Origin of the sequence: Marisediminicola sp. LYQ134, from assembly GCF_046599635.1 — a bacterium.
Classification (GTDB): Bacteria; Actinomycetota; Actinomycetes; order Actinomycetales; family Microbacteriaceae; genus Marisediminicola.
The window spans coordinates 12,016-36,497 of the sequence record NZ_JBKIWP010000001.1; the positions used below are offsets into that span (position 1 = coordinate 12,016).

At 68.5% G+C, this 24,482-nt stretch carries 21 protein-coding genes; 11 read left to right on the forward strand and 10 right to left on the reverse strand.

Going from position 1 to position 24,482, the window contains the following annotated elements:
• Nucleotides 1-5: 5 nt before the first annotated feature.
• Nucleotides 6-2,546, forward strand: coding sequence for an ATP-binding protein (locus ACLHIH_RS00060; RefSeq protein ID WP_411314683.1), 2,541 nt, complete (start codon nt 6-8; stop codon nt 2,544-2,546).
• Nucleotides 2,546-3,280 carry a response regulator gene (locus ACLHIH_RS00065; protein WP_411316267.1) on the forward strand — a complete coding sequence of 245 codons (735 nt, stop codon included), beginning with the start codon at nt 2,546-2,548 and terminating at the stop codon, nt 3,278-3,280. Before ACLHIH_RS00060 ends, ACLHIH_RS00065 begins: the two co-directional genes overlap by 1 nt.
• Here the strand turns inward: ACLHIH_RS00065 and ACLHIH_RS00070 are convergent.
• Together ACLHIH_RS00070 and ACLHIH_RS00075 are read right to left on the reverse strand one after the other, a co-directional pair.
• Entirely contained in the window at nt 3,247-3,912 is a 666-nt protein-coding gene (locus ACLHIH_RS00070; protein WP_411314684.1) for a response regulator transcription factor, read from the reverse strand. The genes ACLHIH_RS00065 and ACLHIH_RS00070 overlap by 34 nt on opposite strands.
• The gene (locus ACLHIH_RS00075; RefSeq protein ID WP_411314685.1) at nt 3,909-5,099 is read right to left on the reverse strand and encodes a sensor histidine kinase; all 1,191 of its coding nucleotides are present in this window, start codon (nt 5,097-5,099) and stop codon (nt 3,909-3,911) included. Before ACLHIH_RS00075 ends, ACLHIH_RS00070 begins: the two co-directional genes overlap by 4 nt.
• Before the next feature lie 199 nt (nt 5,100-5,298).
• Between ACLHIH_RS00075 and ACLHIH_RS00080 the strand changes: the two genes are divergently transcribed.
• A complete protein-coding gene (locus tag ACLHIH_RS00080; RefSeq protein ID WP_411314686.1) occupies nt 5,299-6,000 on the forward strand; it encodes an ABC transporter ATP-binding protein in 702 nt (233 codons plus the stop codon).
• A 26-nt stretch (nt 6,001-6,026) separates the two neighbouring features.
• A complete protein-coding gene (locus ACLHIH_RS00085) occupies nt 6,027-7,301 on the forward strand; it encodes an ABC transporter permease (RefSeq protein WP_411314687.1) in 1,275 nt (424 codons plus the stop codon).
• Here the strand turns inward: ACLHIH_RS00085 and ACLHIH_RS00090 are convergent.
• The 7 genes from ACLHIH_RS00090 to ACLHIH_RS00120 are packed head-to-tail and all read right to left on the reverse strand — an operon-like array spanning nt 7,292 to nt 15,154.
• Nucleotides 7,292-8,305, reverse strand: coding sequence for an Lrp/AsnC family transcriptional regulator (locus ACLHIH_RS00090; protein WP_411314688.1), 1,014 nt, complete (start codon nt 8,303-8,305; stop codon nt 7,292-7,294). The two genes, ACLHIH_RS00085 and ACLHIH_RS00090, sit on opposite strands and share 10 nt — an antisense overlap.
• Entirely contained in the window at nt 8,302-9,195 is an 894-nt protein-coding gene (locus ACLHIH_RS00095) for an alpha/beta fold hydrolase (protein ID WP_411314689.1), read from the reverse strand. The genes ACLHIH_RS00090 and ACLHIH_RS00095 overlap by 4 nt, the downstream gene beginning before the upstream one ends.
• A gap of 44 nt (nt 9,196-9,239) precedes the next feature.
• On the reverse strand, nt 9,240-10,442 hold the full coding sequence (locus ACLHIH_RS00100; RefSeq protein ID WP_411314690.1) for a M24 family metallopeptidase: 1,203 nt from the start codon (nt 10,440-10,442) through the stop codon (nt 9,240-9,242).
• The gene (locus ACLHIH_RS00105) at nt 10,432-11,334 is read right to left on the reverse strand and encodes an ABC transporter permease (protein WP_411314691.1); all 903 of its coding nucleotides are present in this window, start codon (nt 11,332-11,334) and stop codon (nt 10,432-10,434) included. Before ACLHIH_RS00105 ends, ACLHIH_RS00100 begins: the two co-directional genes overlap by 11 nt.
• Nucleotides 11,331-12,293: an ABC transporter permease gene (locus ACLHIH_RS00110; RefSeq protein ID WP_411314692.1), complete on the reverse strand. Its 963-nt coding sequence runs from the start codon at nt 12,291-12,293 to the stop codon at nt 11,331-11,333. The genes ACLHIH_RS00105 and ACLHIH_RS00110 overlap by 4 nt, the downstream gene beginning before the upstream one ends.
• Before the next feature lie 33 nt (nt 12,294-12,326).
• Nucleotides 12,327-13,946 (reverse strand): ABC transporter substrate-binding protein, encoded by a 1,620-nt coding sequence (locus tag ACLHIH_RS00115; RefSeq protein WP_411314693.1) that lies wholly within the window; start codon nt 13,944-13,946, stop codon nt 12,327-12,329.
• Nucleotides 13,946-15,154, reverse strand: a complete 1,209-nt coding sequence (locus ACLHIH_RS00120; protein WP_411314694.1) for a dipeptidase — start codon at nt 15,152-15,154, stop codon at nt 13,946-13,948. Before ACLHIH_RS00120 ends, ACLHIH_RS00115 begins: the two co-directional genes overlap by 1 nt.
• Before the next feature lie 175 nt (nt 15,155-15,329).
• Between ACLHIH_RS00120 and ACLHIH_RS00125 the strand changes: the two genes are divergently transcribed.
• Nucleotides 15,330-16,988 carry a dipeptide ABC transporter ATP-binding protein gene (locus ACLHIH_RS00125; RefSeq protein WP_411314695.1) on the forward strand — a complete coding sequence of 553 codons (1,659 nt, stop codon included), beginning with the start codon at nt 15,330-15,332 and terminating at the stop codon, nt 16,986-16,988.
• Between the two features lie 58 nt (nt 16,989-17,046).
• Nucleotides 17,047-17,931, forward strand: coding sequence for an NAD-dependent epimerase/dehydratase family protein (locus ACLHIH_RS00130; protein ID WP_411314696.1), 885 nt, complete (start codon nt 17,047-17,049; stop codon nt 17,929-17,931).
• Between the two features lie 119 nt (nt 17,932-18,050).
• Here the strand turns inward: ACLHIH_RS00130 and ACLHIH_RS00135 are convergent, their stop codons facing one another.
• Nucleotides 18,051-18,803: a FadR/GntR family transcriptional regulator gene (locus ACLHIH_RS00135; protein ID WP_411314697.1), complete on the reverse strand. Its 753-nt coding sequence runs from the start codon at nt 18,801-18,803 to the stop codon at nt 18,051-18,053.
• Nucleotides 18,804-18,982: 179 nt separating this feature from the next.
• Here ACLHIH_RS00135 and ACLHIH_RS00140 point away from each other — a divergent pair, with 179 nt between their 5' ends.
• The 5 genes from ACLHIH_RS00140 to ACLHIH_RS00160 all read left to right on the forward strand — a co-directional run bounded on the left by ACLHIH_RS00140 (nt 18,983) and on the right by ACLHIH_RS00160 (nt 24,479).
• Nucleotides 18,983-20,371, forward strand: a complete 1,389-nt coding sequence (locus ACLHIH_RS00140; protein ID WP_411314698.1) for an MFS transporter — start codon at nt 18,983-18,985, stop codon at nt 20,369-20,371.
• Between the two features lie 86 nt (nt 20,372-20,457).
• Nucleotides 20,458-22,230, forward strand: coding sequence for a dihydroxyacetone kinase family protein (locus ACLHIH_RS00145; RefSeq protein ID WP_411314699.1), 1,773 nt, complete (start codon nt 20,458-20,460; stop codon nt 22,228-22,230).
• Complete coding sequence (locus tag ACLHIH_RS00150) at nt 22,227-22,718, forward strand: ribose-5-phosphate isomerase (RefSeq protein ID WP_411314700.1); 492 nt, start codon at nt 22,227-22,229, stop codon at nt 22,716-22,718. Before ACLHIH_RS00145 ends, ACLHIH_RS00150 begins: the two co-directional genes overlap by 4 nt.
• A complete protein-coding gene (locus tag ACLHIH_RS00155) occupies nt 22,715-23,524 on the forward strand; it encodes a sugar phosphate isomerase/epimerase family protein (RefSeq protein ID WP_411314701.1) in 810 nt (269 codons plus the stop codon). The genes ACLHIH_RS00150 and ACLHIH_RS00155 overlap by 4 nt, the downstream gene beginning before the upstream one ends.
• Nucleotides 23,517-24,479, forward strand: coding sequence for a phosphogluconate dehydrogenase C-terminal domain-containing protein (locus ACLHIH_RS00160; protein ID WP_411314702.1), 963 nt, complete (start codon nt 23,517-23,519; stop codon nt 24,477-24,479). The genes ACLHIH_RS00155 and ACLHIH_RS00160 overlap by 8 nt, the downstream gene beginning before the upstream one ends.
• The last annotated feature ends 3 nt before the right edge of the window (nt 24,480-24,482 follow it).

The following is a 24,482-nucleotide window of genomic DNA, read 5'->3' on the forward strand; positions in this document are numbered from 1 at the left end:
GAACGATGAAACGTGGGCGCTTGCGGGTGCTTCTGGGGGCGGCACCCGGTGTGGGCAAGACCTACACGATGCTCGAAGAGGGTGGGCGCCTTCGCGATGAGGGCACCGACGTCGTTGTCGCGGTCGTGGAGACCCACGGTCGCGCCGCCACGACCGCGATGACGGAGGGTCTCGAGATCGTGCCGCGCGCGGTCGTGACCCACCGCGGTGTCGAGCTCACCGAGATGGATGTCGACGCCGTGCTCGCACGTCGCCCCGACCTCGCGCTCGTCGACGAGCTCGCCCACACGAACGCTCCGGGCACCGCGCACGAGAAGCGCTGGCAAGACGTGCAGACGATCCTGGATGCCGGCATCGACGTGATCTCGACCGTCAACATCCAGCACATCGAGTCGCTCAACGACGTCGTGCAGAAGATCACGGGGGCGCCGCAGCGGGAGACGATCCCCGACCACGTGCTGCGGTCGGCCGAACAGATCGAGGTCGTCGACCTCGCTCCCGAAGCGTTGCGCGACCGGCTCGCGGGCGGCCGGGTCTACCCCGCCGAGCGCATCGACGCGGCGCTCTCGAACTACTTCCGCCTCGGCAATCTGACTGCGCTGCGCGAACTCGCGCTGCTGTGGCTCGCCGACGAGGTCGACAGCGCCCTCAAGCTCTACCGCACCGACCACGGCATCGACAGCGCGTGGGAGGCCCGCGAGCGAGTCGTCGTGACCCTCACGGGCGGGCCCGAGGGCGAGACGCTGCTGCGCCGCGGTGCCCGCATCGCCGCACGCTCCGGCGGCGGCGAGCTGCTCGCGGTGCACGTGACGAGCCAGGACGGCTTGCGCGTCGCGCGACCCGAAGCCCTCGCCCAGCAGCGCGCGCTCGTCGAGAAACTCGGCGGGAGCTTTCACCAGGTGGTCGGGAGCGACGTTCCGCGCGCCCTTGTCGACTTCGCGCGCAGCGTCGACGCGACTCAGCTCGTGATCGGCGTGAGCAGGCGCAGCCGACTCGTGGCCGCCCTCACAGGCCCCGGAATCGGGTCGACCGTCACGCGCGAGGCCGGCTCGATCGACGTGCACATCGTCAATCACGAGGCGGCGGGAGGGCGGTTCTCGCTGCCTCGCCTGGGCGGCGCGCTCACGATGAAGCGGCGCATCGCGGGCTTCGTGCTCGCCCTCGTCGGAGGCCCCCTCGTCACGCTCGCGCTCACCGCGCTGCGGAGCGAGGAGACGATCACGAGCGACGTGCTGAGCTACCAGTTGCTCGTGATCATCGTCGCCCTCGTCGGGGGCATCTGGCCCGCGCTCTTCGCTGCCCTGCTCTCGGGTCTCACCCTCGACTTCTTCTTCGTCGCACCGCTCCACACGGTGACGATCGCCGACCCTCTGCACCTGTTCGCGCTCGGGCTCTACCTCGTCAACGCCGTGCTCGTCAGTTACGTCGTCGACCAGGCGGCACGGCGCTCGCGCACCGCCAGACGTGCCGCCGCCGAGTCGGAGCTGCTCGCGACCGTGTCGGGGAGCGTGCTGCGCGGCGAGGGGGCGCTGCAGGCGCTCGTGAGCCGCACGCGCGAAGCGTTCGGACTCACCGGGGTGCGGCTCGTCGTCGACGGCACCACGACGCACAAAGACGGGGAGCCGACGCCCGACGACACCGCGACGGCCGTGCCCGTGGGCGAGCGGGCGGTTCTCGAACTGCACGGCGCCGACCTCGCGGCATCCGAACGGCGCTTGCTCACCGTGATCGCGACGCAGATCGAGGCGGCCATCGAGCACGGTTACCTCCTGCAGACCGCGCGCGAAGTGGGACCGCTCACCAAGACCGACCGCATGCGCAGTGCCCTCCTGTCGGCGCTGAGCCACGACCTGCGGAGGCCGCTCGCCGCCGCGACCGCGGCCGTGAGCGGGGTGCGGTCGCCCGACATCCGCTGGTCGGACGCCGACCGCGAAGAACTGCTCGCCACGGCCGAAGAGAGCCTCGCCACCCTCGCGTCGCTCATCACCGACCTGCTCGACGTGAGTCGCGTGGAGGCGGGCGTGCTCGCGGTCGCCGTGACCAGGATCGACGCTGAAGACGTCATTCTGCCCGCGTTCGACGAGCTCGGAATCGGGCCGGCGGATGTCGCGCTGCACCTCGGAGCAGACCTCCCGCCGATGCTCGCCGACCCCGGTCTGCTCACGCGCGTGGTGGTGAACCTGCTCGACAACGCCCGCCGCTACGCCCCGCCCGGAACCCGCGTGCGCATCTCGACGAGCGCGTTCGGGGGCATCGTCGAGATCCGCATCGCCGACCACGGCCCCGGCGTCGCCCCCGAACGCCGCGACGAGATCTTCGCGGCCTTCCAGAGACTCGGCGACACCGACAACCTCACGGGTCTCGGCCTCGGGCTCGCGATCGCGAAGGGCTTCACGGAGGGGATGGGCGGCACCCTCGAGGCCGAAGACACCCCGGGCGGTGGGCTCACTATGGTCGTCGCGCTGCCGATGGCCGAGGTCGCGAAGGCCGAGGGTCGGGTCGCTGACATGCCCGGCGCTGACGCGCGAGCGGTGCCGCGCTCGTGATGAGGATCCTCGTCGCCGACGACGACCCCCAGATGCTCCGCGCCCTGCGCGTCACCCTCGGCGCGCGCGGATACGAGGTCGTCACGGCGACCAACGGGGTCGAAGCCGTCAACGCCGCGATCGAGCATCACCCCGACGTCCTCGTGCTCGACCTCGGAATGCCCGAACTGAGCGGCATCGAGGTCATCGAGGGGGTGCGCGGGTGGTCGACGGCGCCGATCCTCGTCGTGTCAGGGCGCACGGGGGCGGCAGACAAGGTCGACGCCCTCGACGCGGGCGCCGACGACTACGTGACCAAGCCGTTCTCGATCGACGAACTCCTCGCGCGCATCCGGGCCCTCACGAGGCGCATCGCGAGCCAGGACGAGTCGCCGGTCATCCGCATCGCCGACGTCACGATCGACCTCGCCGCGCGGAGCATCACGAGGGCGGCACCGAGCGGACCGGAGCTCGTGAGGCTCACCCCCACCGAGTGGGAGGTGCTCGACATCCTCGTCCGCAACGCCGGCAGGCTCGTGACCCGGCAGACGCTTCTCACGGACATCTGGGGGTCGGAGCACATCACCGACACGGGCTACCTGCGCCTCTACATCGCGCAATTGCGCAAGAAGATCGAACCCGACCCGGCGAACCCGCGCTACCTCCTCACCGAGTCGGGGATGGGGTACCGCTTCCAGCTCGAGCCGGCGGTCGTCGAAGGTCAGGCCCCGGGGGTCAGTAGTCCCGACTCGTAGGCCACGACGACGAGCTGGGCCCGGTCGTGGGCGTGGAGCTTCGTCATGATGCGATTCACGTGCGTCTTCGCCGTGTGCGGGGAGATGACGAGGTCGCTCGCGATGTCGGCGTTGGAGCGACCGCGCGCGACGAGGAGGAGCACCTCGCGCTCGCGATCGGTGAGGGTAGCGAGCCCGGGGCTGTCCATCGCCACGGCGTCGGGCCTCGTCTGCACGAAACGGTCGATGAGCGCGCGCGTCGCAACCGGCGAGAGCAGTGCCTCTCCCGCGTGCACGGCGCGCACGGCCCGCACTATCTCATCGGGCTCGGCACCCTTTCCGACGAACCCGCTCGCCCCGGCGCGCAGGGCGCCGACGAGATACTCGTCTTCTTCGAAGGTCGTGAGGATGAGCACGCGCACGTCGCCGAGCGCGGGGTCGGCGCAGATCTCGGCGGTCGCCGCGATGCCGTCGAGATCGGGCATGCGGATGTCCATGACGACGACGTCGGGACGCAGTTCGGTCGCGAGCTCGACAGCTCGGCGCCCGTTCACGGCGTCGCCGACGACCTCGATGTCGGCTTCGCCGGAGAGGATGTCGGTCACCGCCTGCCGGATGAGGGCCTGGTCGTCGACCACGAGCACGCGCGTCATCGTTCCCCACCCGGGCCGAGGGGTATCCGGGCGGCGAGCTTCCATCCGCCGGCTGAGGGCGCGGCGTCGACGGTTCCCCTCGCCGCGGCGACACGCTCGCGGAGGCCGACAAGCCCGAGCCCCGAGCTCTCGACGCTCTCCCGTGACGTCGACGCGTCGCTCGGGTTGGTCACCGTGAGGGCGAGGGCAGCGTCGGTCACCTCGACGAGCACGTGGGCGCGGTGCTCGGAGCCGTGCTTGTGGGCGTTCGTGAGGGCCTCCTGCAGCACCCGGTAGCCGACGGATGCCGGGGTGCCCGACACCGCCGAGAGGTCACCCTCGGTGCGCGTGTGCACGTCGAGGCCCACGCGCGCGAACTGCTCGACGAGGTCGTCGAGTCGGTCGAGGCCCGGTTGCGGAGACGCGTCGCCACCGCCCGTCGTGTCGTCGGTGCGCAGTACCCCGAGGAGGTCGCCGATCTCCCCGAGAACGGTGCGCGCTGCCCCGCGGATCGTGACGAGGGCATCCTTGGCCTTCTCCGGCCGGCTGTCGATGCTCGACGACGCGACGCCGGCGTTCAAACTGATGACCGCGATCTGGTGCGCGACGGCGTCGTGCAGGTCCCGCGCGATGCGCAAGCGCTCCTCGCTGACGCGGCGCTGCGCCTCGGCTTCCCTCGTGCGTTCAGCGCGTTCGGCGCGCTCCGTGATGGCCGTGATGTAGTCGCGCCGCGATCGCGCACCGTCGCCCGCGACGGCGGCGAGGGCGACCACGAGACCGAACTGCAGCACCCTCGGTTCGAAGACGCTGCTGATCGACGACGGAAGGCTCAGCAGAATGACCGAGACGACGACGAAGCCCGCGGCGACGAACGCGCGGCGACGCGGACCGCGATCGGCGAGGCGGAAGACGGCGGCGGCGATCGCGAGACCGATCCCCGGTGAGAGGGTGCCGAGCATCGCGGTGACCGCGAAGAGCGCGAGGAGGACGGCGAGCACGGGCACCGGCCACCGCGTGCGCCACGGCAGCAGCAGAACGGATGACAGCACGAGCGCGACGGTCGCGCCGTTCGTGCGGAACTCGAGCACCGGCGCGGGGAGGAACGCCGTCGCGACGATCACGACGCCGAGCACGAGGTCGGGCAGCCACCGGGGAACGCGGTGGTGCGTGCTCGCCGGGGCGGCGGTCTCGGAGGGCGGACGGATCACGTTTCCAGTCTGTCGGCTCGCGCGCGCCCACGGGTCACCCCAGCGCGGCAATCCGATGTACCGCAACCGCGGTAGTCGGGTGTCTGCCGATGGGGGATGTCTGCGACCGACGTCGCGGCGACGCTGGAGGAGTCGCTCAGCCACCCCGGCAGCGAGCCCCGTGAGCGACCCCGTTCAGCAACCCCGACCCAGGAGCACCATGACCACCCCGATCCTCTCGGTGAGAGACGTGCGCAAGTCGTACGGCACCGGCCAGAACCGTTTCGACGCGCTCAAGGGGGTGAGTTTCGACATCCGCGAGGGCGAGAGCGTCGCGATCGTCGGCAAGAGCGGGTCGGGCAAATCCACCCTCATGCACTTGCTCGCCCTGCTCGACGTTCCCGGTTCGGGCTCGATCGCCCTCGAAGGCACCGACGCGGCGACCCTGCGCGGGTCACGCCTCAACAAGACGCGCAACAAGACCTTCGGCTTCGTCTTCCAGCAGTTCTTCCTCACCGGCAACACCTCGGTGCTCGACAACGTCGTGCTCCCGCTCACGATCGCCGGTGTGGGGTCGAGCGAGCGCAAACGACGCGGGCTCGCCGCCCTCGAGCAGCTCGAACTCGCCGACAAGGCGGGCAATAAGGCCGCCAACCTGTCGGGCGGTCAGAAACAGCGCGCCGTCATCGCGCGCGCCCTCGTCAACAACCCGCGCATCATCTTCGCCGACGAGCCCACGGGAAACCTCGACACGGCCACGGGCGCCGTGGTCGAAGACATCCTCTTCGGGCTCAATCGGGAGCACGGCATCACGCTCATCGTCGTGACCCACGACGAAGACCTCGCGGCGCGGTGCGATCGCCGCATCCTCATTCGCGACGGACTCATCGTCGAGGATTCGGCTCGGGAGGTCGCCGAGTGAAAACCTCGGCGCTCGTCGGATCGGCCGTGGCGAACACCTTCCGATCCAAGACCCGCACCATTCTCACGATCCTCGCGATCTTCGTCGGCGCCTTCACCCTCGCCCTCACGAGCGGACTGGGAACGGGGATCAACGCCTACATCGACGACACCGTCTCGGGGGTCGGAGCATCCGACGCGATGTCGGTGACCAAGCCGAACGACGACGGTGCCGGCCTCCCCGGCACGGGGGACTCGGGGCCCGTCGAGTACGACCCCGACGCCGTCGCAACCGGGGTCGGTGGTCAGACCGTGATCGCCCTGACATCCGACGACATCGACGAACTCGAGGGCATCGAGGGGGTGCTCGACGTCGACGCGGCGCGCACCATCACGCCCGACTACATCCGCTTCGGCGACGGCACGGCATACGAGGCGAGTGTCGGCAGTCTCATCCCCGGCCAGACCGCGGTCTTCGCCGCGGGCGACGAACCCGATAGTGCAGCGACCGACTTCGAGGTCGCGCTCCCCGTCGCCTACGTCGAGCCGCTCGGGTTCGACTCCGCCGACGCCGCGCTCGGGGAGACCGTGTCCGTCGCGATAACGGATGCCGAACGCACCCGGCACACTCTCGAGGCCACCGTCGTCGGCGTCACCGAGGAGGCTCTCGTGAGCCCGACGGGGTCGAGCATCCTCACCAACGACGCGTTGACCGACGCCCTCTTCGACGCGCAGAGCACCGGGCTCACGACAGACCAGGCCGACCGCTACTCCTCGGCGACCGTGTGGCTCGACCCCGACGCGACCGAAACCGAGGTCGAGGCACTTCAGGACCGCCTCGCCGACGAGGGCTACACCGGCACGACGATCGCCGACCAGCTCGGCATCGTCACGACCGTGATCGACGGCATCGTGCTCGTGCTCAACGCGTTCGCCATCATCGCCCTGCTCGCCGCGGCTTTCGGCATCGTCAATACCCTCTACATGTCGGTGCAGGAGCGCACGCGAGAGATCGGACTCATGAAGGCGATGGGGATGGGGTCAGGGAGGGTGTTCGCGCTATTCAGCCTCGAAGCCGCGTTCCTCGGGTTCCTCGGCAGTGCCATCGGCATCGGTCTCGCGATGCTCGCGGGCTCCGGCATCAGTGCCGCGCTCGCCGACACCCTCCTCGCCGACCTGCCGGGGCTCACGCTCATCGCGTTCGACCCCGTGTCGATCGCCGCGATCATCCTGCTCGTCATGGCGATCGCGTTCATCGCGGGCACCCTGCCTGCGGCGCGGGCCGCGAAAGCCGACCCCGTGGAGTCGCTGCGCTACGAGTAGCCGAGCTGTGACCGCCACCACGGCGTCTCGACGAAGCCACGCTTGAGGTAGAGCAGTTCCATGCTCGCGGTCCATCCCGAGACGCCGTCGAGGTGGGCGAGCGACTCGGTGATGAAGGTGTGCAGCTCCGTCGCCGAGGGCGCGATGACCTCGCACAGCAGGGCGTTCTCATCGAGCAGGGCGGCGAGGTATCGCACCGCCGGATACCGCGCGAGCTCGCGGGCTACCTCCTCGAGCCGCGACGGGTGCACGGTCACGGTGAGGAGGGTCTCGGCTTCCATACCGAGCGCGGCGGAGGGGATGAGGGTCAGCACGTCGACGCAGCGTGCGGCCCTCATTCGGTCGTATCGCCTGCGCACGCTCGACTCGTTCAAGCCCACCCGGTCGGCGATGTTCTGGAAGGTCTCCCGACCGTCGTCGCGAAGCGCCGAGAGGATGCTGCGGTCGGCCTCATCGAAGTGCTCGGGCGCGCAATCCTCGAGTTCGGCCGCGGTGCCCACCTCGCGGTCGGCATCGACCTCGAAGTGCCCGCCGTAGAGCTGGCGCCCCCAGTCGAAGCTCACCTTGTAGACGTGCAGGATGAGGTCGCTGCGCCATCGCTCGACTCCCTGGATGGACTGCAGTTCGCCGATGATGCGCGGATATCGCGTGGCACCGCCGCGCACGATGAGCTCGGCGATGACGTCGTAGGAACCCGTGACGAGGGTCACGAATCGCACGTCGGGGTTGTCGACGAGGGCCGCGGCGACCGCGATGTGCTCGCCGGGCTTGGTGTTGATGCGCACGAGGAACGAGTCGTAGCGGCCGTCGGCGGCGAGAGCCGGAACGACGGCGACACGCACGACCCCATCGGCGAGGAGTTGTTGGCCGCGGCGCACGACCGTGGTCACCGGAGCACCGACCGTGTCGGCGACGGCGCGCCAGCTCGCCCGACCGTCGCCCTGCAGGGCGACGACGATGCGCTTGTCGAGGTCGGAGAGCCTCTCGAGGATGGCGGGATTCACCGCGGGGGAACCACCGTGTTCAGGAACGACCGAACCGTCGCTGTCCACTTCTCGGCCTCCTCGATCTGCGGAGAGTGCCCCGACTCCTCGAAGATGACGAGCTGCGAGTCGGGGATGAGGTCCGCAATGGTCTGACTGCACGATACCGGCGTGATCCAGTCGGTGCGTCCGACAGTGATGAGCGTCGGCACCGTGATGCTCGGCAACTGCGGCTTGAGGTCGTAGGCGGGGAGGTTCACCGAGAAGGCGTAGTTGTGCGCCTCGAACCGGTAGGGGGTCGCCTTGACCTTGCGCTCGGTCGCCTCGGGGTCGTAGTGGAAGTCGTAGAGCGGCAGGATCTCCCGCCAGCAGTCCTCGAGGTCGGCGTCGTCACGCACCCGACCCTCGTCGATGCGGTCGAACTTCTCCATGTCGATCGTCACGCGGTCACTCGCGAGAGCGTTCTCCCGCGCGAGATGCGCGTTGCCGTTGTCGGCCGAGGTGTCGCGCAAGACGACAGCGCTCACGCGATCCGGGTAGCGGATCGCGTATTCCATGGCCATGAAGCCGCCGTAAGACCCGCCGGCCATGATGACCGTCTCGGCACCGATCCACTCGCGGAGACCGTCGATGTCGGCGGCCCACTGCTCGTGGCTGAAGACGCCCGACCCCTCGCTCGCACCGCTCCCGCGCGCGTCGAAGACGACGACGCGGTACTGGTCGGCGAGGCGGCCGAAGCTCGCGCGCGGTTCCGCTCGCGATCCGAGGCCCGGCGCCCCGTGGTGCGTGAGGATCACGGGCGCACCCTCGGGGCCGAGCACCTCGACCGCGAGCTCGTTGCCGTTGATGGTGACGCGCTGGGCCGTGGTGGTCGCGGCGGCGAATTCGGGGGAGACGGTCTCGTCGGTCATGGTGTTCCTTCGTGTCGCGGTTCGAACGGGAGAGTGATCGTCGATCAGAGGGGGATGACGCAATCCTCGAGCGATCGCGGGTAGGACGTGAGGGGCTCGGAGCCCTCGTCGGTCACGAGCATGCTGTCGCTGATGCGGTAGCCCGCGTGCCCCGGGATGTAGATGCCCGGCTCGTTCGACACGATCATCCCCGCCTCGAGCGGGGTCGGGTCGCCGGCTTCGAGCCACGGGGGCTCGTGCATCCCGAGACCGATGCCGTGCCCCTGACGGTGTCGCAGATACTGCGCGAGCCCGGCGTCACGGATGACGTCGAGGCACCTCTCGTTGCTCGCCGCGCACGCGACTCCCGGGGCGATCGCGCGAGACCCTTCGGCTTGCGCGAGCCGCACGGTGTCGTGGTAGCGGCGCTGGTCGGGGGTCGGCTCACCGAGCACGAACGTGCGCTCGCCCTCCACGAAACGTCCGCCGACCGCGGCGCCGAGCGACAGCATGAAGGTGTCGCCGTCGCGAAGACGGTATCCCGACGGGAGGCCGTGCGGGATCGCCGAGTTCGCCCCGGCGTAGACGAGGCCGCCCGCGAGAAACGAGATGACGACGACATCCGCGTGCTCGGAATACATCGTGCCGACACCGATGCGGCCGACATGGCTCGCGAGTTCGGCCTCCGACGGAAGAGCGCCTCCCGCCGACACCGCGTCGGCCACGAGTTCGACTCCCGAGGTGAGCATGAGGTCGGTGATGCGCGCGGCCTCGCGATGCTGGGCGACCTCCTCGGCGAACTTCACATGGCGCGCTCGTCCGATCAGGTCGGTCGGCACCCACTCCACGTCGGGGAACGCGGAGCGCAGCATCGCGAGGCGGTGGAGGGTGATGGATGTCGTCACACCGACCCGTCCGCGCAGCGCCGTCGACGCTCGGGCGAGGGGTGCGAAAGGGTTCTCCAGACCGGGGTACTCGGCGAACGCGACGATCTCGGCGCGCGAATGCTGCTCCTCGGCGTGCTGGCGTTCGAGCTCGGGAACGAGGAGGATCGTGCGCCCGTCGGCGGTCTGCAGCACGGCGACGGGGCGTTCGCCGGGGTGGTGGAAGAAGCCCGTGAGGTAGGAGACGTCTTCGGGGTCGTCGGTCACGATCGCGGGGAGGCTCTCGTCGCCCAGACGGTCGATCACGCGGCGCTGGATCGCGTCGTAGGTCGCGACCGAGAGTCGCGGGTCGAACGGCGCCTCGGTGAGGGCATCAGCGGTCATGGTTCCGCGGGTTTCTGGCGTCGTTGTAGCTGATCGAGAGGAGGGTCGCCGAGAGCACGAGGGCGAGGATCGCGAGCGAGGGGAAGAGGGTGAGCCACCACGCCGAGACCATCGCCCCGGAGGTCTGCGCTTCGTAGAGGATGCGACCCCACGACCACGTCGTCGGGTCGCCGAGCCCGAGGAAGGCGAGGCCCGCCGCGGAGAGCACGGCGCGCGAGGCGGTCACGACGACGGAGACGACGATCACGGGCGTGACCGCGGGGATCACGTGGCGGCCGAGGATCCAGGCGTGATTGCGCGTCATGAGTCGCGCGGCGTCGATGTAGGGGAGTTTGACGACCGTGAGGGCTTGAGAGCGCACGAGCCTCGTGACCTCGGGCCAGGAGAACGCCGCGACGACGAGGATGATCGTCGACGTGCTCGGTCCGGCGAGGGCCGCGACGAGGATCATGAGCGGCAGAACCGGGAGCGAGAGCGTGAGGTCGACGATGACGCTGATGACGGTATCGAGGCGGGAGACGTAGGCGCCGATCACGGCCACGAGGGTGCCGAAGACGATCGCGATCGCCGACGCCGCCGCGGCGACGAGCACGGACTGCTGCGTGCCCCAGACGACTTCGGCGTACACGTCGCGGCCGAGCGAGTCGGTGCCGAAGATGTTGTCGAACGACGGGGGCCGCAGCACCTCGGTGCCGTAGCTCGCGGGGTAGGGCGCGAGCAGCGGCGCGAAGATCGCGACGAGCACGAGCGCCCCGAGGATGACGAGCGAGATCATGCCGAGCGGCTGTTTGCGGAACGCGTGCCACGTGGCGCGGCTCGCCCGCCGACCGTTCGTTCCCGCGGACTCGACGAAGGTCGGGTTGAGCTCGGACTCGGGCAGGGGAGCGGTCATGAGGTCTTGACTCTCGGGTCGAGGAATCCGTAGGCGATGTCGGTGAGCATGTTGACGATCACGACGGTGATGGCGAGGAGGAGGAACGCGCCCTGGAGCACGGGGAAGTCGAGTTGCGTCACCGCTTCGTAGATGCCGCGACCGATGCCCGGGTAGGCGAACACCGTCTCGGTGAGCACGGCCCCGCCGACGACGAAACCGAGCTGGAGTCCGATGAGGGTCGTCGCGGGGAGGAGGGCGTTGCGCAGGGCGTGCTTCCAGAGGATGCGGCGGGGCGAGAGCCCGTTCGCTTTCGCGAGGGTGACGTAGTCGTCACCGAGAGCGTCGATGAGGGTGCCGCGCATCGTGAGCACATAGCTCCCGAGCTGGATGAGGGTGAGGGAGAGCGCGGGGAGCACGAGGTGGGAGAGCACGGAGGCGTACCACTCCATTCCGTAGACCCCGTCGCTGAAGGCTCCGCCGATCGGAAACCACCCGAGGTTGAGACCGAAGACGAGCAGGAGCACCACACCGACGCTCGGAACGAAGAGCGATTGCCCCGTGACTCCGAACACCTGCACGAAGCGGTCGAGGAAGCGGTTCTTGTGGGAGGCCGCGATCACGCCGAGGGGGATGCCGATGACGACGGTCAGCACGAGTGCGCTCACCGTGAGCAGGAGGGTCCAGGGCAGTCTCTGCAGCAGCACGTCGACGACGGGAATCGACTGGGTGAACGATGTTCCGAGGTTGCCCTGCAGCAGTTGCCACAGGTAGAGGCCGTATTGCACGATGATCGGCTGGTCGAGGCCGTACTGGGTGAGAATGGCCGCCCGCGTCTCGTCTGTCATGCTCGGGCTCGCGATGGCCAGGGCGGGGTCTCCGGGGAGGAGCCGCAGCAGGAGGAAGGTCACGGTCACTGCGAAGAGGATCGTGAACACCCCCCTGCCGAGACGGCGGAGAACGAACAGGGCTATAGACACGCGGGCGGCCTCTCTCTATCTCTCGGCGACCGGCTACTCGGCGACGCGGTAGGCGTTCGCGAGCGACACGGGGTTGACGATCGACAGCAGTTCGCTCGGCTTGGAGATGAATCCGGCCCACTCCGAACTGTGCGCCACGTAGAGGTTCTGCGTGTACATGATGTTGTCGTAGACCTCCTCGTGCACGATCGCGGCGGCCTCGCGCATGATCGCGATCTTCTCCTCCTCGTCGAACGTCTCCGCCGCCTCGGCGATGAGAGCATTGAGCTCATCGTCGTCGACGTAGGTGTAGTTGATCGCCCCGTCGGGGAGGTAGGACAGCGCGAAGTTCGTCACCGGGTCGTCCATGATCGCGAAGTTGCCGGCGTAGATGTCGTAGTCACCCTCGTTGGTCTGAGCCAGGTAGGTGTTGCGCTCCGTGCCCTGCAACTCGATCGTGATCCCGGCTTCGGCGGCGCCGTCTTGCACGAGCTGAGCCCACTGGCTCGTCACGGGGTCCTGCAACGAGTAGATGAGTCGGAACGACACAGGGAACATGCCGCTCGAGTCGGCCTCGTATCCCGCGGACTCCATGAGCTCGCGTGACATCTCGGGGTCGTACTCGTACTCGGTGATGGACTCGTCGTAGTAGTCGGCGAGCACCGGCATGAGGGGGCTCGACCCCGTCGACACGGCCTGGCCCTGCAATACGACGTTGCGGATGGCCTCGTAGTCGGCGGCGTGGGCGAGAGCCCGGCGCACATCCGTCTTCGCGAGGTCGGGATTGGTCATGTTGTAGGTCATGTGGGCGTACCCGAGTCCGGTGACCTCGACGATCTCGATGCCGTCGGTGTTCTCGAGCTGCTCGACCTGGGCGGGCGGGAGCGAGTTGGCGATCGCGTCGACCTCGCCGCTCTGCAACGCGAGGATCTCGGTGTTGACGTCGGGGAACACTCGATAGACCACTTGAGCGGGGATCGGGGTTCCGCCCTCGACGAGTGGATAGTCCTCGGTGCGCTCGAGAGTGTACGACTGGCCCGCTTGTGCGTCTGTCAGGAGGAACGGTCCGGCGCTGACCCAGCCGCCGTCCGACCCGTCGTTGGCGAACTCGGCGACAGAACCACCGGGTTCGAAGACGTGCTGCGGCACGACGTTGCCCCAGAAGCCGATCTCCTCGACGATCGACGAATCCGGTTGCGTGAGCTCGATCTCGATGCGCGTGTCGGAGACGGCTTCGGCGGACTCGAAGTTGGCCATCTGCCCGTAGAACGTTCCGGCGGGGGCATCCTGCTTGACGGCGTTCATCGTGTAGGCGACGTCGTCGGCGTCGAGAGCCTCACCGTCGCTCCAGGTCATGTCGTCGCGGATCTCGTAGTACCCCGTCGTGTCGTCGACGTAACCCCACTCGGTCGCGAGCTCCGGCTCCTTCGAGCCGTCGTCGCCGATGCTCAGCAGGTGGGGGTACATGAGGTTGGTGATCCAGTAGTCGCTCCGGCTGTTGCCGATGAGCGGGTTGTAGTTCACGACATCCGTCGTCGTCGCGATCGTGAGGGTGTCGTTCCCCGCCTCGGGGGTCGACTCACCCGACCTCTCCGGCGCTTGCGGAGCGCACGCGCTCAATGCCAGTACTGCTGCTGTCGCCATGCCGGCGACGATGACTCTTCTCTGACGCATCAGACCCAAACCTCCTCTAGGACCCGCACCGTGTTGCCACCGACGACGGCGCGGATTTCGTCGTCGGAATAGTCGTGCTTGACGAGCCAGCTGATGATGTTCCCCATGGCTTCGGTGGGGTTCTCGACGCCGTCGACGTAGTCGACCTCCTCGTAGTCGACGTGGCCGTGGGCCTGGCCGATCGAGAGTTGCGCCGAGAAAGCGTGGTGCAGGCCGACGTGGTCTCCGTAGAGGGTGTCGGGCCCGAAGCTCACGTGCTCGATGCCGACGAGGTCGACGCAGTACGAGAAGTGGTCCATGACCGACTCGAGCGAGTGCTTGGGGTGCGCGGGCGAGAGCGTCGTGTGGGGCGCGGCTTCGATGCCGATGACCCCTCCGCGCTTGGCGCACTCGATGATCGTCTCGTCGGTCTTCATGCGATTGGTCGGCCACAGCCCGCGGGCGCCGGCGTGCGTGATGAAGACGGGCTTCTTCGACGCCTTGATGACGTCGACACACGTGCGGTCGCCCGAGTGCGAGATGTCGATCGCGATTCCGAGCTTGTTCATGCGGGCGACAGCGCGCTCGCCGAAGTAGGTGAGGCCGCCGTCGCCGCGCTCCTTGAGCCCGCTCCCGAGGTAGTTGGCCTCGGAGTAGGCGATGCCCATCTGACGCACGCCGAACCCGTAGAGAACGTCGAGGCGGTCGACCTCGTTCTCGATGGGGGTCGCGGCCTCGAGTGCGAAGACGTGGGCGATGCGACCCGTCTCTTTGGCGTACTCGATGTCTTTGAGCGTCTCGCCTTTGATGACGAAGTCCTGGTGGGCGAGGTCGGCCATGCGCACGCCGAGGTCGTGGAGCACGTCCTGGTACTTCCAGCCCGCGTCGCTCGAGATGCAGCACGTGCCGTCCATCCCGTTGTCGAAGACCGCGGTGAGGCCCGACCGCGACAGCCCCTCGTATCCGGTGGGTTCGCGACCCTGGCGGATGTGGTCGCGCAGCTGACCCATGTCTTGGGGGAACACCTGCACGTGCTCGTGCAGCGAGATCACGGTCTCGTTCTCGAGCAGTCGCGCCGACCTCTCGGCCTGCTCGGGGGTCAAATCGAGTCCGGAGTACTCCGGAACTCTGCCGAGTTGTTTCGCGTACTCGAAGGCGCGGTAGTCGGTGCCTTTCTCCAAGTAGTCGTATGCCGTGTAGCCGGTGTAGCGCTCCGCTGGTTCGAGCACGGGGTTCTCCGTTCAGTCATGCACGTGTGGGGCGGCGGGCAGGCGCCCGCCGGATCCTCTTGCTGAACTGAGAATCCTCTTTGTTCGGCAGATATGTCAATCAGAATGGGTCAATTCGGCACAAAGTTTATTTGCATGAAACATTCCGGCGCGATGGAGGCGGCAAGATGGACGCATGGACGCATCAACCCCCGAGTCCGCACGCGTATTGACCGTGCGTGGTCTCGACATCGCCTTCGAGAGCACCTCCGGCCCCCTCGCAACCGTCTCCGGTCTCGACCTCGACGTGCGGGCCGGAGAGCTCGTCGCCCTGCTCGGCGAATCGGGCTCGGGCAAGACCGTGACGGCGCGCGCCATCATGGGAATCCAGGACGACGCCGCGATCGTGACAGCGGATCGACTCGACCTCGGTGACGTGTCGCTGCTCTCCCTCAACGCCGAAGAGCGGCGCAGGCTCCGCGGCGACAGCATGAGCATGGTGCTGCAAGACGCGCTCTCGTCGCTCAACCCCGTGCTCACCATCGGAGATCAGATCGGCGAGATCTTCCGTGTGCACCGCGGTGCGAGCCGCAAGAGTGCGCGAGCGTCGGCCATCGAACTGCTCGACCTCGTCGGCATCGCGTCACCGGCCGCGCGCGTCGACGACTACCCGCACCAGTTCTCGGGCGGGATGCGTCAGCGCATCCTCATCGCCATGGCCATCGCACTGCAACCGAGACTCCTCATCGCCGACGAGCCGACGACGGCGCTCGACGTGACCGTGCAAGCGCAGATCCTCCGGTTGCTGCACGACCTCAGGCAGCGTCTCGACATGGGAGTGCTCCTCATCACCCACGACATCGGGGTCGTGACCGAGGTCGCCGACCGACTCGTGGTCATGCATCGCGGGCGCGTCGTCGAGCACGGCGACGCCGACCAGATCTTCGCCTTCCCCACCCAGCCCTACACCCAACAATTGCTCGGTTCGGCCCCGAAGCCCGAACGTGCGCGAGTGCTCCCTCCCGAGCTCGACGCGGATGCCCCGGTTCTCGACGTCACGGGGCTCACTCGCGTCTTCACGACCGGCCCGCTCCTGCGCCGCAACGCCGTGCGCGCCGTCGACGGGGTCGACCTGACCCTCAAGCGCGGGGAGACGGTGGGGATCGTGGGGGAGTCGGGCAGCGGGAAGTCCACGCTCGCGCGCATGATCGTGGGCCTCGAGTCCGCCGACGAGGGCACCGTGATGTATCGGGGGCGCGACGTCACGCGCCGCACCCGCGGGCGGCGCCCGAGCGCTCAAGCGGGAGTGCAGATGGTGTTCCAAGACCCCTACACGTCGCTCGATCCGCGAATGCGGGTCAAGGATGTCATCGCCGAGCCCCACGCCGTCGGACGGGTCGGCACGGCGGCATCCCGTCGCGACCGGGTCGCCGAACTGCTCGAGCTCGTCGGGTTGCAGCCCGACATGATGGACCGCTTCCCCCACCAGTTCTCCGGTGGTCAGCGCCAGCGCATCGGGATCGCACGGTCGCTCATGCGAGACCCCGACGTGCTCGTGTGCGACGAGCCCGTCTCCGCGCTCGACGTCACCATTCAGGCCCAGGTCATCGACCTCCTCGTCGGCATCCAGGAGCGTCTCGGGCTCAGCATCCTCTTCATCTCGCACGATCTTTCGGTCGTGCGCAACCTCGCCCATCGCGTGATGGTCATGTACCACGGGTCGGCCGTGGAGGTCGGCGACGTCGAGCAGATCTTCGAAAGGCCGAATCACGCATACACGCGCGAGCTGTTGTCGTCGATCCCCCCGATGACCCGGGCGGAGCGGGGTAAGTTGACTGGGGTCACCGCGGCCTGACCGATCCTTCGACTCCGATCGGATCCGTCGGCGGGTGCCACGATCCCTAGGAGACACAATGAAGGTCCTCATCACCGGCGCCCACGGCAAGGTCGGTCGTGCCGTGACCCTGGCGATGGTCGACGCGGGCCACGAGGTGCGCACGACCGACCTCTCGCGCCCCAACTTCGACCGCAAACCCGCGAGCGACCCGAAGTACACGCAAGCCGACCTCACCGACGCGGGCCAGGCCTACGCGGTCGTGCGCGACGTCGACGCCGTCGTGCACATCGCCGCGATCCCCGAGCCCACCGGCAACGCGCCCCACGTCGTGTTCCAGACCAACCTCATGGCGACCTTCAACGTTCTCGAGGCCGCCGTGCGTGCGGGCGTCTCACGGTTCGTCTACATCTCGAGCGAGACCGTGCCCGGTTTCTTCTTCGCCGAGCGGGACTTCTTGCCCGAGTACGCCCCGATCGACGAGAACCACCCCGTGCACCCGCAAGACCCCTACGCCCTCTCGAAGCACTTCGGCGAGCAGCTCATGGTCGCCGCGACCGAGAGGTCGGACATGCGCACGATCTCGATCCGCCCGAGCTGGGTGCAGTTCGAGGGCAACTACGAGCACAACCTCGGCCCGCAGATCACCGAGGAGTCGAAACCGAGCCCCGGACTCTGGAGCTACATCGACGTCTACGACCTCGCCGACGCCATCGTGCTCGCGACCGAGTCCGACCTCGCGGGCCACGAACTCTTCTACATCGCGTCGCCCGACAATGTCGGCGGGCACGACTTCGCCGAGATGCTCGCCAAGAACTACGGCGACCAGATCGAGTTGCGCGAGATCGACCGACCGGATGCCTCGGGCATCTCCACCGCGAAAGCCCGGCGACTGCTCGGCTGGACTCCGAAACGCTCGTGGCGCGACTATCTCGGCGCCGACGGCAAGACTCTGGGAGAGTAAACGATGTTCCGATTCATTCCGATCGCCTGGATGGTCATCCGCAAGGTCCTGCCCTTCGTGCGCAAGAGGTACGGCAAGTCGGGCGGCTCGACCGGCGCCGGGGGAGCTCCCACTCCGCGCTAGCGCGGAGCCTGCGGTGCGGCGCTCGCGCTCTCGAGTCGGTGCCCCGCGGTGGCCATGTGGTCGCGCATCGCGGTGAACGCCGCCGCGGGGTCGCGCGCTTCGATCGCCTCGAACACCGCGAGGTGCTCGCGGTAGGCGGCTTCGGCCTGATCCCGTTCGCTCAGTCCGCGCTCGACCCACAGTCGCAGCAGAGACCGCGTGCTCTGCAGTAGGTCGCGCAGCACCACGTTGTCGGCGCTGATGGCGATCTGCAGGTGGAAGCGGATGTCGGCCTGGAGAAAGGTGTCGATGTCGTCGATGCTGTCGCGCATGACCTCGACGAATCCGCGCATCTTCGCGATGTCGTCGTCTCCGGCTCGTTCGGCGGCGAAAGTCGCCGCGTGCATCTCGAGACCGCTGCGCACCTCGATGAGCTCTCGCGTGCGCGCGGCGTTGAGCATCATGCCCCAGCTCAGGGTGGTCGGGAGCAGCTCCGAGGTGTTGTCGCGCAGGTAGGTGCCCGAGCCGGGGCGCACCGACACGATGCCGAGGATCTCGAGGGCCGCGAGGGCCTCCCGGACGGCCGAACGGCCGACGCCGAGCTGCTCGGCGAGGAGGCGTTCCGGGGGGAGTCTCGAGCCCGGGGTCAGTTCGCCGGCGGTCAGGAGGCCGATGAGCTGTTTGACGACTTCGCCGACGGCGGTCCCCTGGGGGACGACCTCGAGCTCGAGCCGCAGGTTCATCGGATCGTCGTCGGGGTAGGCGGGCACGCACCCAGCCTAACGAGGCGGTGCGCATCGGCCGCGCGGCACGGGGCGCCCAAGCGGCGCCAGTATTGGTCAACCGGTTGACAACCGCTAACGAAGTCGGCACGATGAATCTCGCGCACTCCACCGCATCGTCGGCGGGGCGCCATCCAACAACGTCGTTAGATCACCTAGGAGTCGATGTGGACACCCCACCCCGTTCGGCGGAGGCGCAGAGCGCCGTCGAGAAATCCGCGATCCGCAAGGTCGCCATCCGCCTCGTGCCGTTCGTGGCACTCATGTTCTTCATCAACTACCTCGATCGCACCGCGATCGGGTTCGCCGCCCCCAACGGCATGGAGGCCGACCTCGCCCTGTCGGCCGCGCAGTTCGGTTTCGCATCCGGCGTCTTCTTCATCGGCTACATCCTGCTCGAGGTGCCGTCGAACCTCGCCCTGCACCGCTTCGGTGCGCGCAAGTGGCTCGCCCGCATCATGGTCTCGTGGGGCATCGTCGCGCTGCTCTTCACGTGGGTGCAGAACTTCGAGCAGCTCGTCGCCCTGCGCTTCCTGCTCGGCGTCATGGAGGCCGGCTTCTTCCCCGGCGCCATCCTCTTCTTGAGCCTCTGGGTTCCCGCGGCGCACCGCAGCAAGATCCTGGCCCTCTTCTACCTGGCACAGCCGCTCACGACCGTGATCGGTGCGCCCCTCGCCGGCTGGCTCATCAGCTTCGACGGCATCTTCGGCCTCGCGGGCTGGCGCTTCATGTTCGCCGGAGTCGCGATCCCCGCGATCGTCGTGGGTGTCATCGCGTGGTTCTACCTGAAAGACAAGCCCGCAGACGCCAAGTGGCTCACCCACGAGGAACAGGTCTGGCTCACGGGAGCGCTGCAGCGCGAAGCGGCGACGAAGACGGGGTCGGCTGTCAACGGCAAGCACCCGAGCGTGTGGAAGGTCTTCGGCAACGGCCGGGTCTGGATGCTCAGCCTCATCTACTTCGGCTTCGTCTACGGCCTCTACGCTCTCGCGTTCTTCCTCCCCACGATCATCGGGGGGTTCCAGGAGCAGTACGGCACCGAGTTCACCGTCATCGAGCGCGGCTTCATCACGGCGATCCCCTACGTGCCCGCCGCGATCGCGCTCTACTTCTGGTCGCGCGACGCCACCCGACGCGGACTCAAGACCTGGCACATCGTCGGGCCGGCCGTCGTCGGTGGGCTCAGCATCCCTCTCGCTCTCTTCGCGGGATCCCCGGCCGCCACGATCGCCGTCATCGCGATCACGGCCATGGCGATCTTCGCCGCGCTGCCCAACTTCTGGACGCTCCCGACCCAGTTCCTCACGGGAGCGGCCGCAGCCGCGGGCATCGCGCTCATCAACACGATCGGCAACCTCGCCGGATTCAGTGCGCCGTACATCACGGGCGCGGTGACCGACTGGACGGGCAACTACGAGGTGCCGATGTTCATCGTCGGCTTCTTCATGCTCCTGTCCGCGGTGCTCATGGTCGTGCTCAGCCGCATGAAGAAGCCCGAGGGCTTCGTCGACAGCGCCGAGGCGAAAACCCTCACGGCGAGCGCCGGGCTCGACTGAGTCAGCCGAACCACGCGGCCGGGGGCGCAGCGCCTGCGCCCCCGAGCTGTGGCTGACACCGACCACTTCGCCCCTCAGGAGACCTCATGACACGCCTCTACAACGATCCGAACGACTTCGCCGACGAGATGATCGACGGCTTCGTCGCCGCGAGCGCGCGCTGGGTGCGCCGCGTGCACGGCGGTGTGGTCCGCGCGACGCGGTCGACGCCGAACACCGTCGCGCTCGTTATCGGAGGCGGGTCGGGTCACTACCCGGCATTCGGGGGGCTCGTCGGCCAGGGGCTCGCCCACGGCGCCGCTCTCGGCAACCTCTTCGCGTCTCCGTCGTGGCAGCAGGTGCGATCGGTCGCCAAGTCGGCGCACAACGGCGCCGGTGTGCTTCTGAGCTACGGCAACTACGCGGGCGACGTGCTCAACTTCGACGCGGCCCAGGCGCGGCTCGTCGCCGAGGGCATCGAGACCCGCACGGTCGTCGTGACCGACGACATCTCGAGCGCTCCCGCAGAGGAGAAGCACAAGCGTCGCGGGATCGCCGGTGACCTCACCGTCTTCAAGGTCGCCGCGGCCGCCTCCGAGGCGGGCTGGTCGCTCGACGAGGTCGCACGCGTCGCGGCCAAGGCCAACGAGCACACCCGCAGTTTCGGCGTCGCGTTCTCCGGGTGTTCGCTCCCCGGCGCGAGCGAACCGCTCTTCACGGTGCCTGAGGGGCGCATGGCCATCGGCATGGGCATCCACGGCGAACCGGGGATCGCCGAGGCCGACGTGCCGACGGCCGACGGACTCGCGGCGCTCCTCGTCGACTCCCTCCTCGCCGAACTGCCCGAGGGTGTCACCGAGGTGGCCGGGCGCCGCGTCGCGGTCATCCTCAACGGGCTCGGGTCGGTCAAGTACGAAGAGCTCTTCGTCGTCTACGCGAAGGTCGACGCGCTCCTCGCGGCGGCCGGGGTCGACGTCGTCGAACCCGAGGTCGGCGAACTCGTCACGAGCTTCGACATGGCGGGAGTCTCGCTGACGCTCTTCTGGCTCGACGACGAACTCGAGTCGCTGTGGGCGGCGCCCGCGGACGCCCCCGCATACAAGAAGGGGTCGGTGGATGCGGCGGAGCGGGTCGACGACCTCGACGCGCCCATTCTCGCGGTCGCAGACATCCCCGTCGCGAGTGCGGAGTCCGCCGCGGCCGCGCGCACCGTCGTGACCGCCCTCGAGGCGATCGCCGAGACGATCGACGACCACGCAGACGAACTCGGACGCATCGACGCGGTCGCCGGTGACGGCGACCACGGCATCGGCATGCAGCGCGGAGTGACGGCGGCGCTCGCCGCCGCGCGCACGGCCGCCGACGCGGGGGCCGGCGCGGGAACCGTGCTGTCGATCGCCGGCGACGCCTGGTCGGATCGTGCTGGTGGCACCTCGGGTGCGCTCTGGGGGGCCGCCCTCGAGACGATCGGGGCGACCGTGACCGACGGTGCGGCGCCCGACCGTCACTCCGTCGCCGCGGGAATCGCTGCCGCGACGCGCGCGATCCTCGAGTTCGGTGCCGTGCCGGGCGACAAGACGATGGTCGACGTGCTCGTGCCGTTCGAGAGCGCGCTCACGGCCGAGGTGGAGGCGGGCGCAGACCTCGCGACCGCGTGGGCCGTCGCCGCGGCCGTCGCCGACGACGCGGCTGCGGCGACCGCTCACCTCCTGCCGAAGATGGGCCGTGCCCGCCCCCACGCCGAACGCAGCCTCGGCACGCCCGACGCCGGCGCGACCTCCCTCGCCCTCATCGCCCGCACGGTCGCGGGCGTGCTCGCCGCCGCAGCCGACCGTGACTCGCCGACCGACCTCAGTTCCACCGAAAGGGCATCATCATGACCGACCAGTTGCGCATAATCCTCGGGTCCGACGACGCGGGTTTCGACTACAAAGAGATCCTCAAGGCCGATCTCGCGGCGAACACCGGGGTCGCGAGCATCGTCGACGTCGGTGTCGACGCCGAGTCGCACACGGCCTACCCTCACATCGCCGTCGAGGCCGCTCGCATGGTCGCGGCCGGCGAAGCCGACCGCGCCATCCTCATCTGCGGCACCGGGCTCGGCGTCGCGATCGCGGCCAACAAGGTTCCGGGAGTGCGCGCGGTCACGGCGCACGACTCGTTCTCCGTCGAGCGCAGCGTTCTCTCCAACGATGCGCAGGTGCTCTGCATGGGTCAGAGGGTCATCGGCGTGGAACTCATGAGGCGCCTCGCGAGGGAATGGCTCACCTACCGATTCGACACGGCGAGCGCGTCGGCCGACAAGGTCGCGGCGATCTGCGAGTACGACGGCTCGGCGGCACCCGTGGGCATCGACGTCGACTCATGATCGGGCTCAGCACCTACGCCTACTTCTGGCGGATGTCTGCGACGAACCCGAACGCGATGACGCTCGACGACGCCATCCGTGACACCGCGGCCCTCGGCATCCGTCTGTTCCAGATCTGTGACCACGCCCCTCTCGCACACCTGAGCGACGGGGAGCTCGCCGACGTGCGTTCGCTCGCCGACGACCTCGGTGTCACGCTCGAGGTGGGCACTCGCGGAACCGACCCCGAGGCTCTGCAGTGCTATCTGCACATCGCCGGCATTCTCGGGGCGACCCTCGTGCGCACGATGTGGACGGCGGGCGACGATCGCCCGGACGCCGTCGAGGTCGAGCGGCGACTGCGGGAAGTGCTCCCGCAGTTCGAGGCGGCCGGGGTCACCCTCGCGCTCGAGACCTACGAGCAGGTGACGTCGAGCGACCTCGTGGCGCTCGTCGAGGCCATCGCGAGCCCCCGCCTCAAAATCGTGCTCGACCCCGCGAACACCGTCGCGAACCTCGAGCACCCGGCCGACGTCACGGCTCGGTGCCTGCCCCACGTCGCCAATTGGCACGTCAAAGACTTCGCGTTCTCGCGCAAAGACGGCTGGGTCGGCTTCGCACTCACGAGCACGCCCCTCGGTCAGGGGCGCCTCGACTACGACGGCATCCGCGCGGCCCTCGACGCCCGCGACGGCGGCACGACGTCGGTGAACCAGATCGTCGAGCACTGGTTGCCCTGGCAGGGCGACCCCGAGACCACCAGCCGGTTGGAAGCCGAGTGGACAACGAAGACCATCGAACACCTCAGGAGGAAGAACAATGACTGACACCCTGCACAGTGCGAATGACAGCAGCGCAACCGAGACCAGCGCAACCGAGACCACCGCACCCGAGACCAGCGTGACCTACGCCGACGGTCAGGGATCGGCCGACATCACCGTCGCCGTGATCGGCGCGGGCGGGAAGATGGGCCAGCGCGTCTCGAACAACCTCGCGAAGAGCTCGTACACCGCCCTCTACAGCGAAGCGTCGCCCGCGGGCGTCGAGCTCATCGAGTCGCTCGGGCGCACGGTCACGCCGACCGAGGAGGCCGTCGCGAACGCCGACGTCGTGATCCTCGCCGTTCCCGACGTCGTGCTCGGACGGGTCTCGGAGAGCGTCGTGCCCGCGATGAAGAGCGGCGCGATCATCCTCACCCTCGACCCCGCCGCCGCCTACGCCGGGCTCCTCGCGAGCCGCGACGACATCCACTACGCGGTCGCGCACCCGTGCCACCCCTCGGTCTTCCTCGAGCGCACAACGAAAGAGGAGTGGGCCGACACGTTCGGGGGAGTGGCGGCACCCCAGGAGGTCATCGCGGCCCTCGAGGGCGTCGACGAGTCGTCGCCCGTGCGGGAACTCGCGACCGGCGTGATCTCGACGATCTACGCCCCCGTCATCGCGGTGCACTACGTGACCGTCAAACAGCTCGCCGTGCTCGAGCCGACCCTCGTCGAGACGATCGCGTGCATGATCGGCGCCTTCCTCAAGGAGGCGCTCGAGGAGACCGTCGACGGCGTCGGCGTGCCGTACGAAGCGGCTCGCGCGATGCTCTACGGCCACACCTGGATCGCCCTCACCAACGGTCTGCGCGGCTCCAACCCGTTCTCGGACGCCTGCCACATCGCCATGGACTACGGGCGCGAGTCGATCGTGAAAGACGACTGGAAGAAGATCTTCGACGACAGCCAGCTCGACAGCGTCATCGCGCGCATGCTCAAGATCGACGCCGTGCGGCGCTGATCG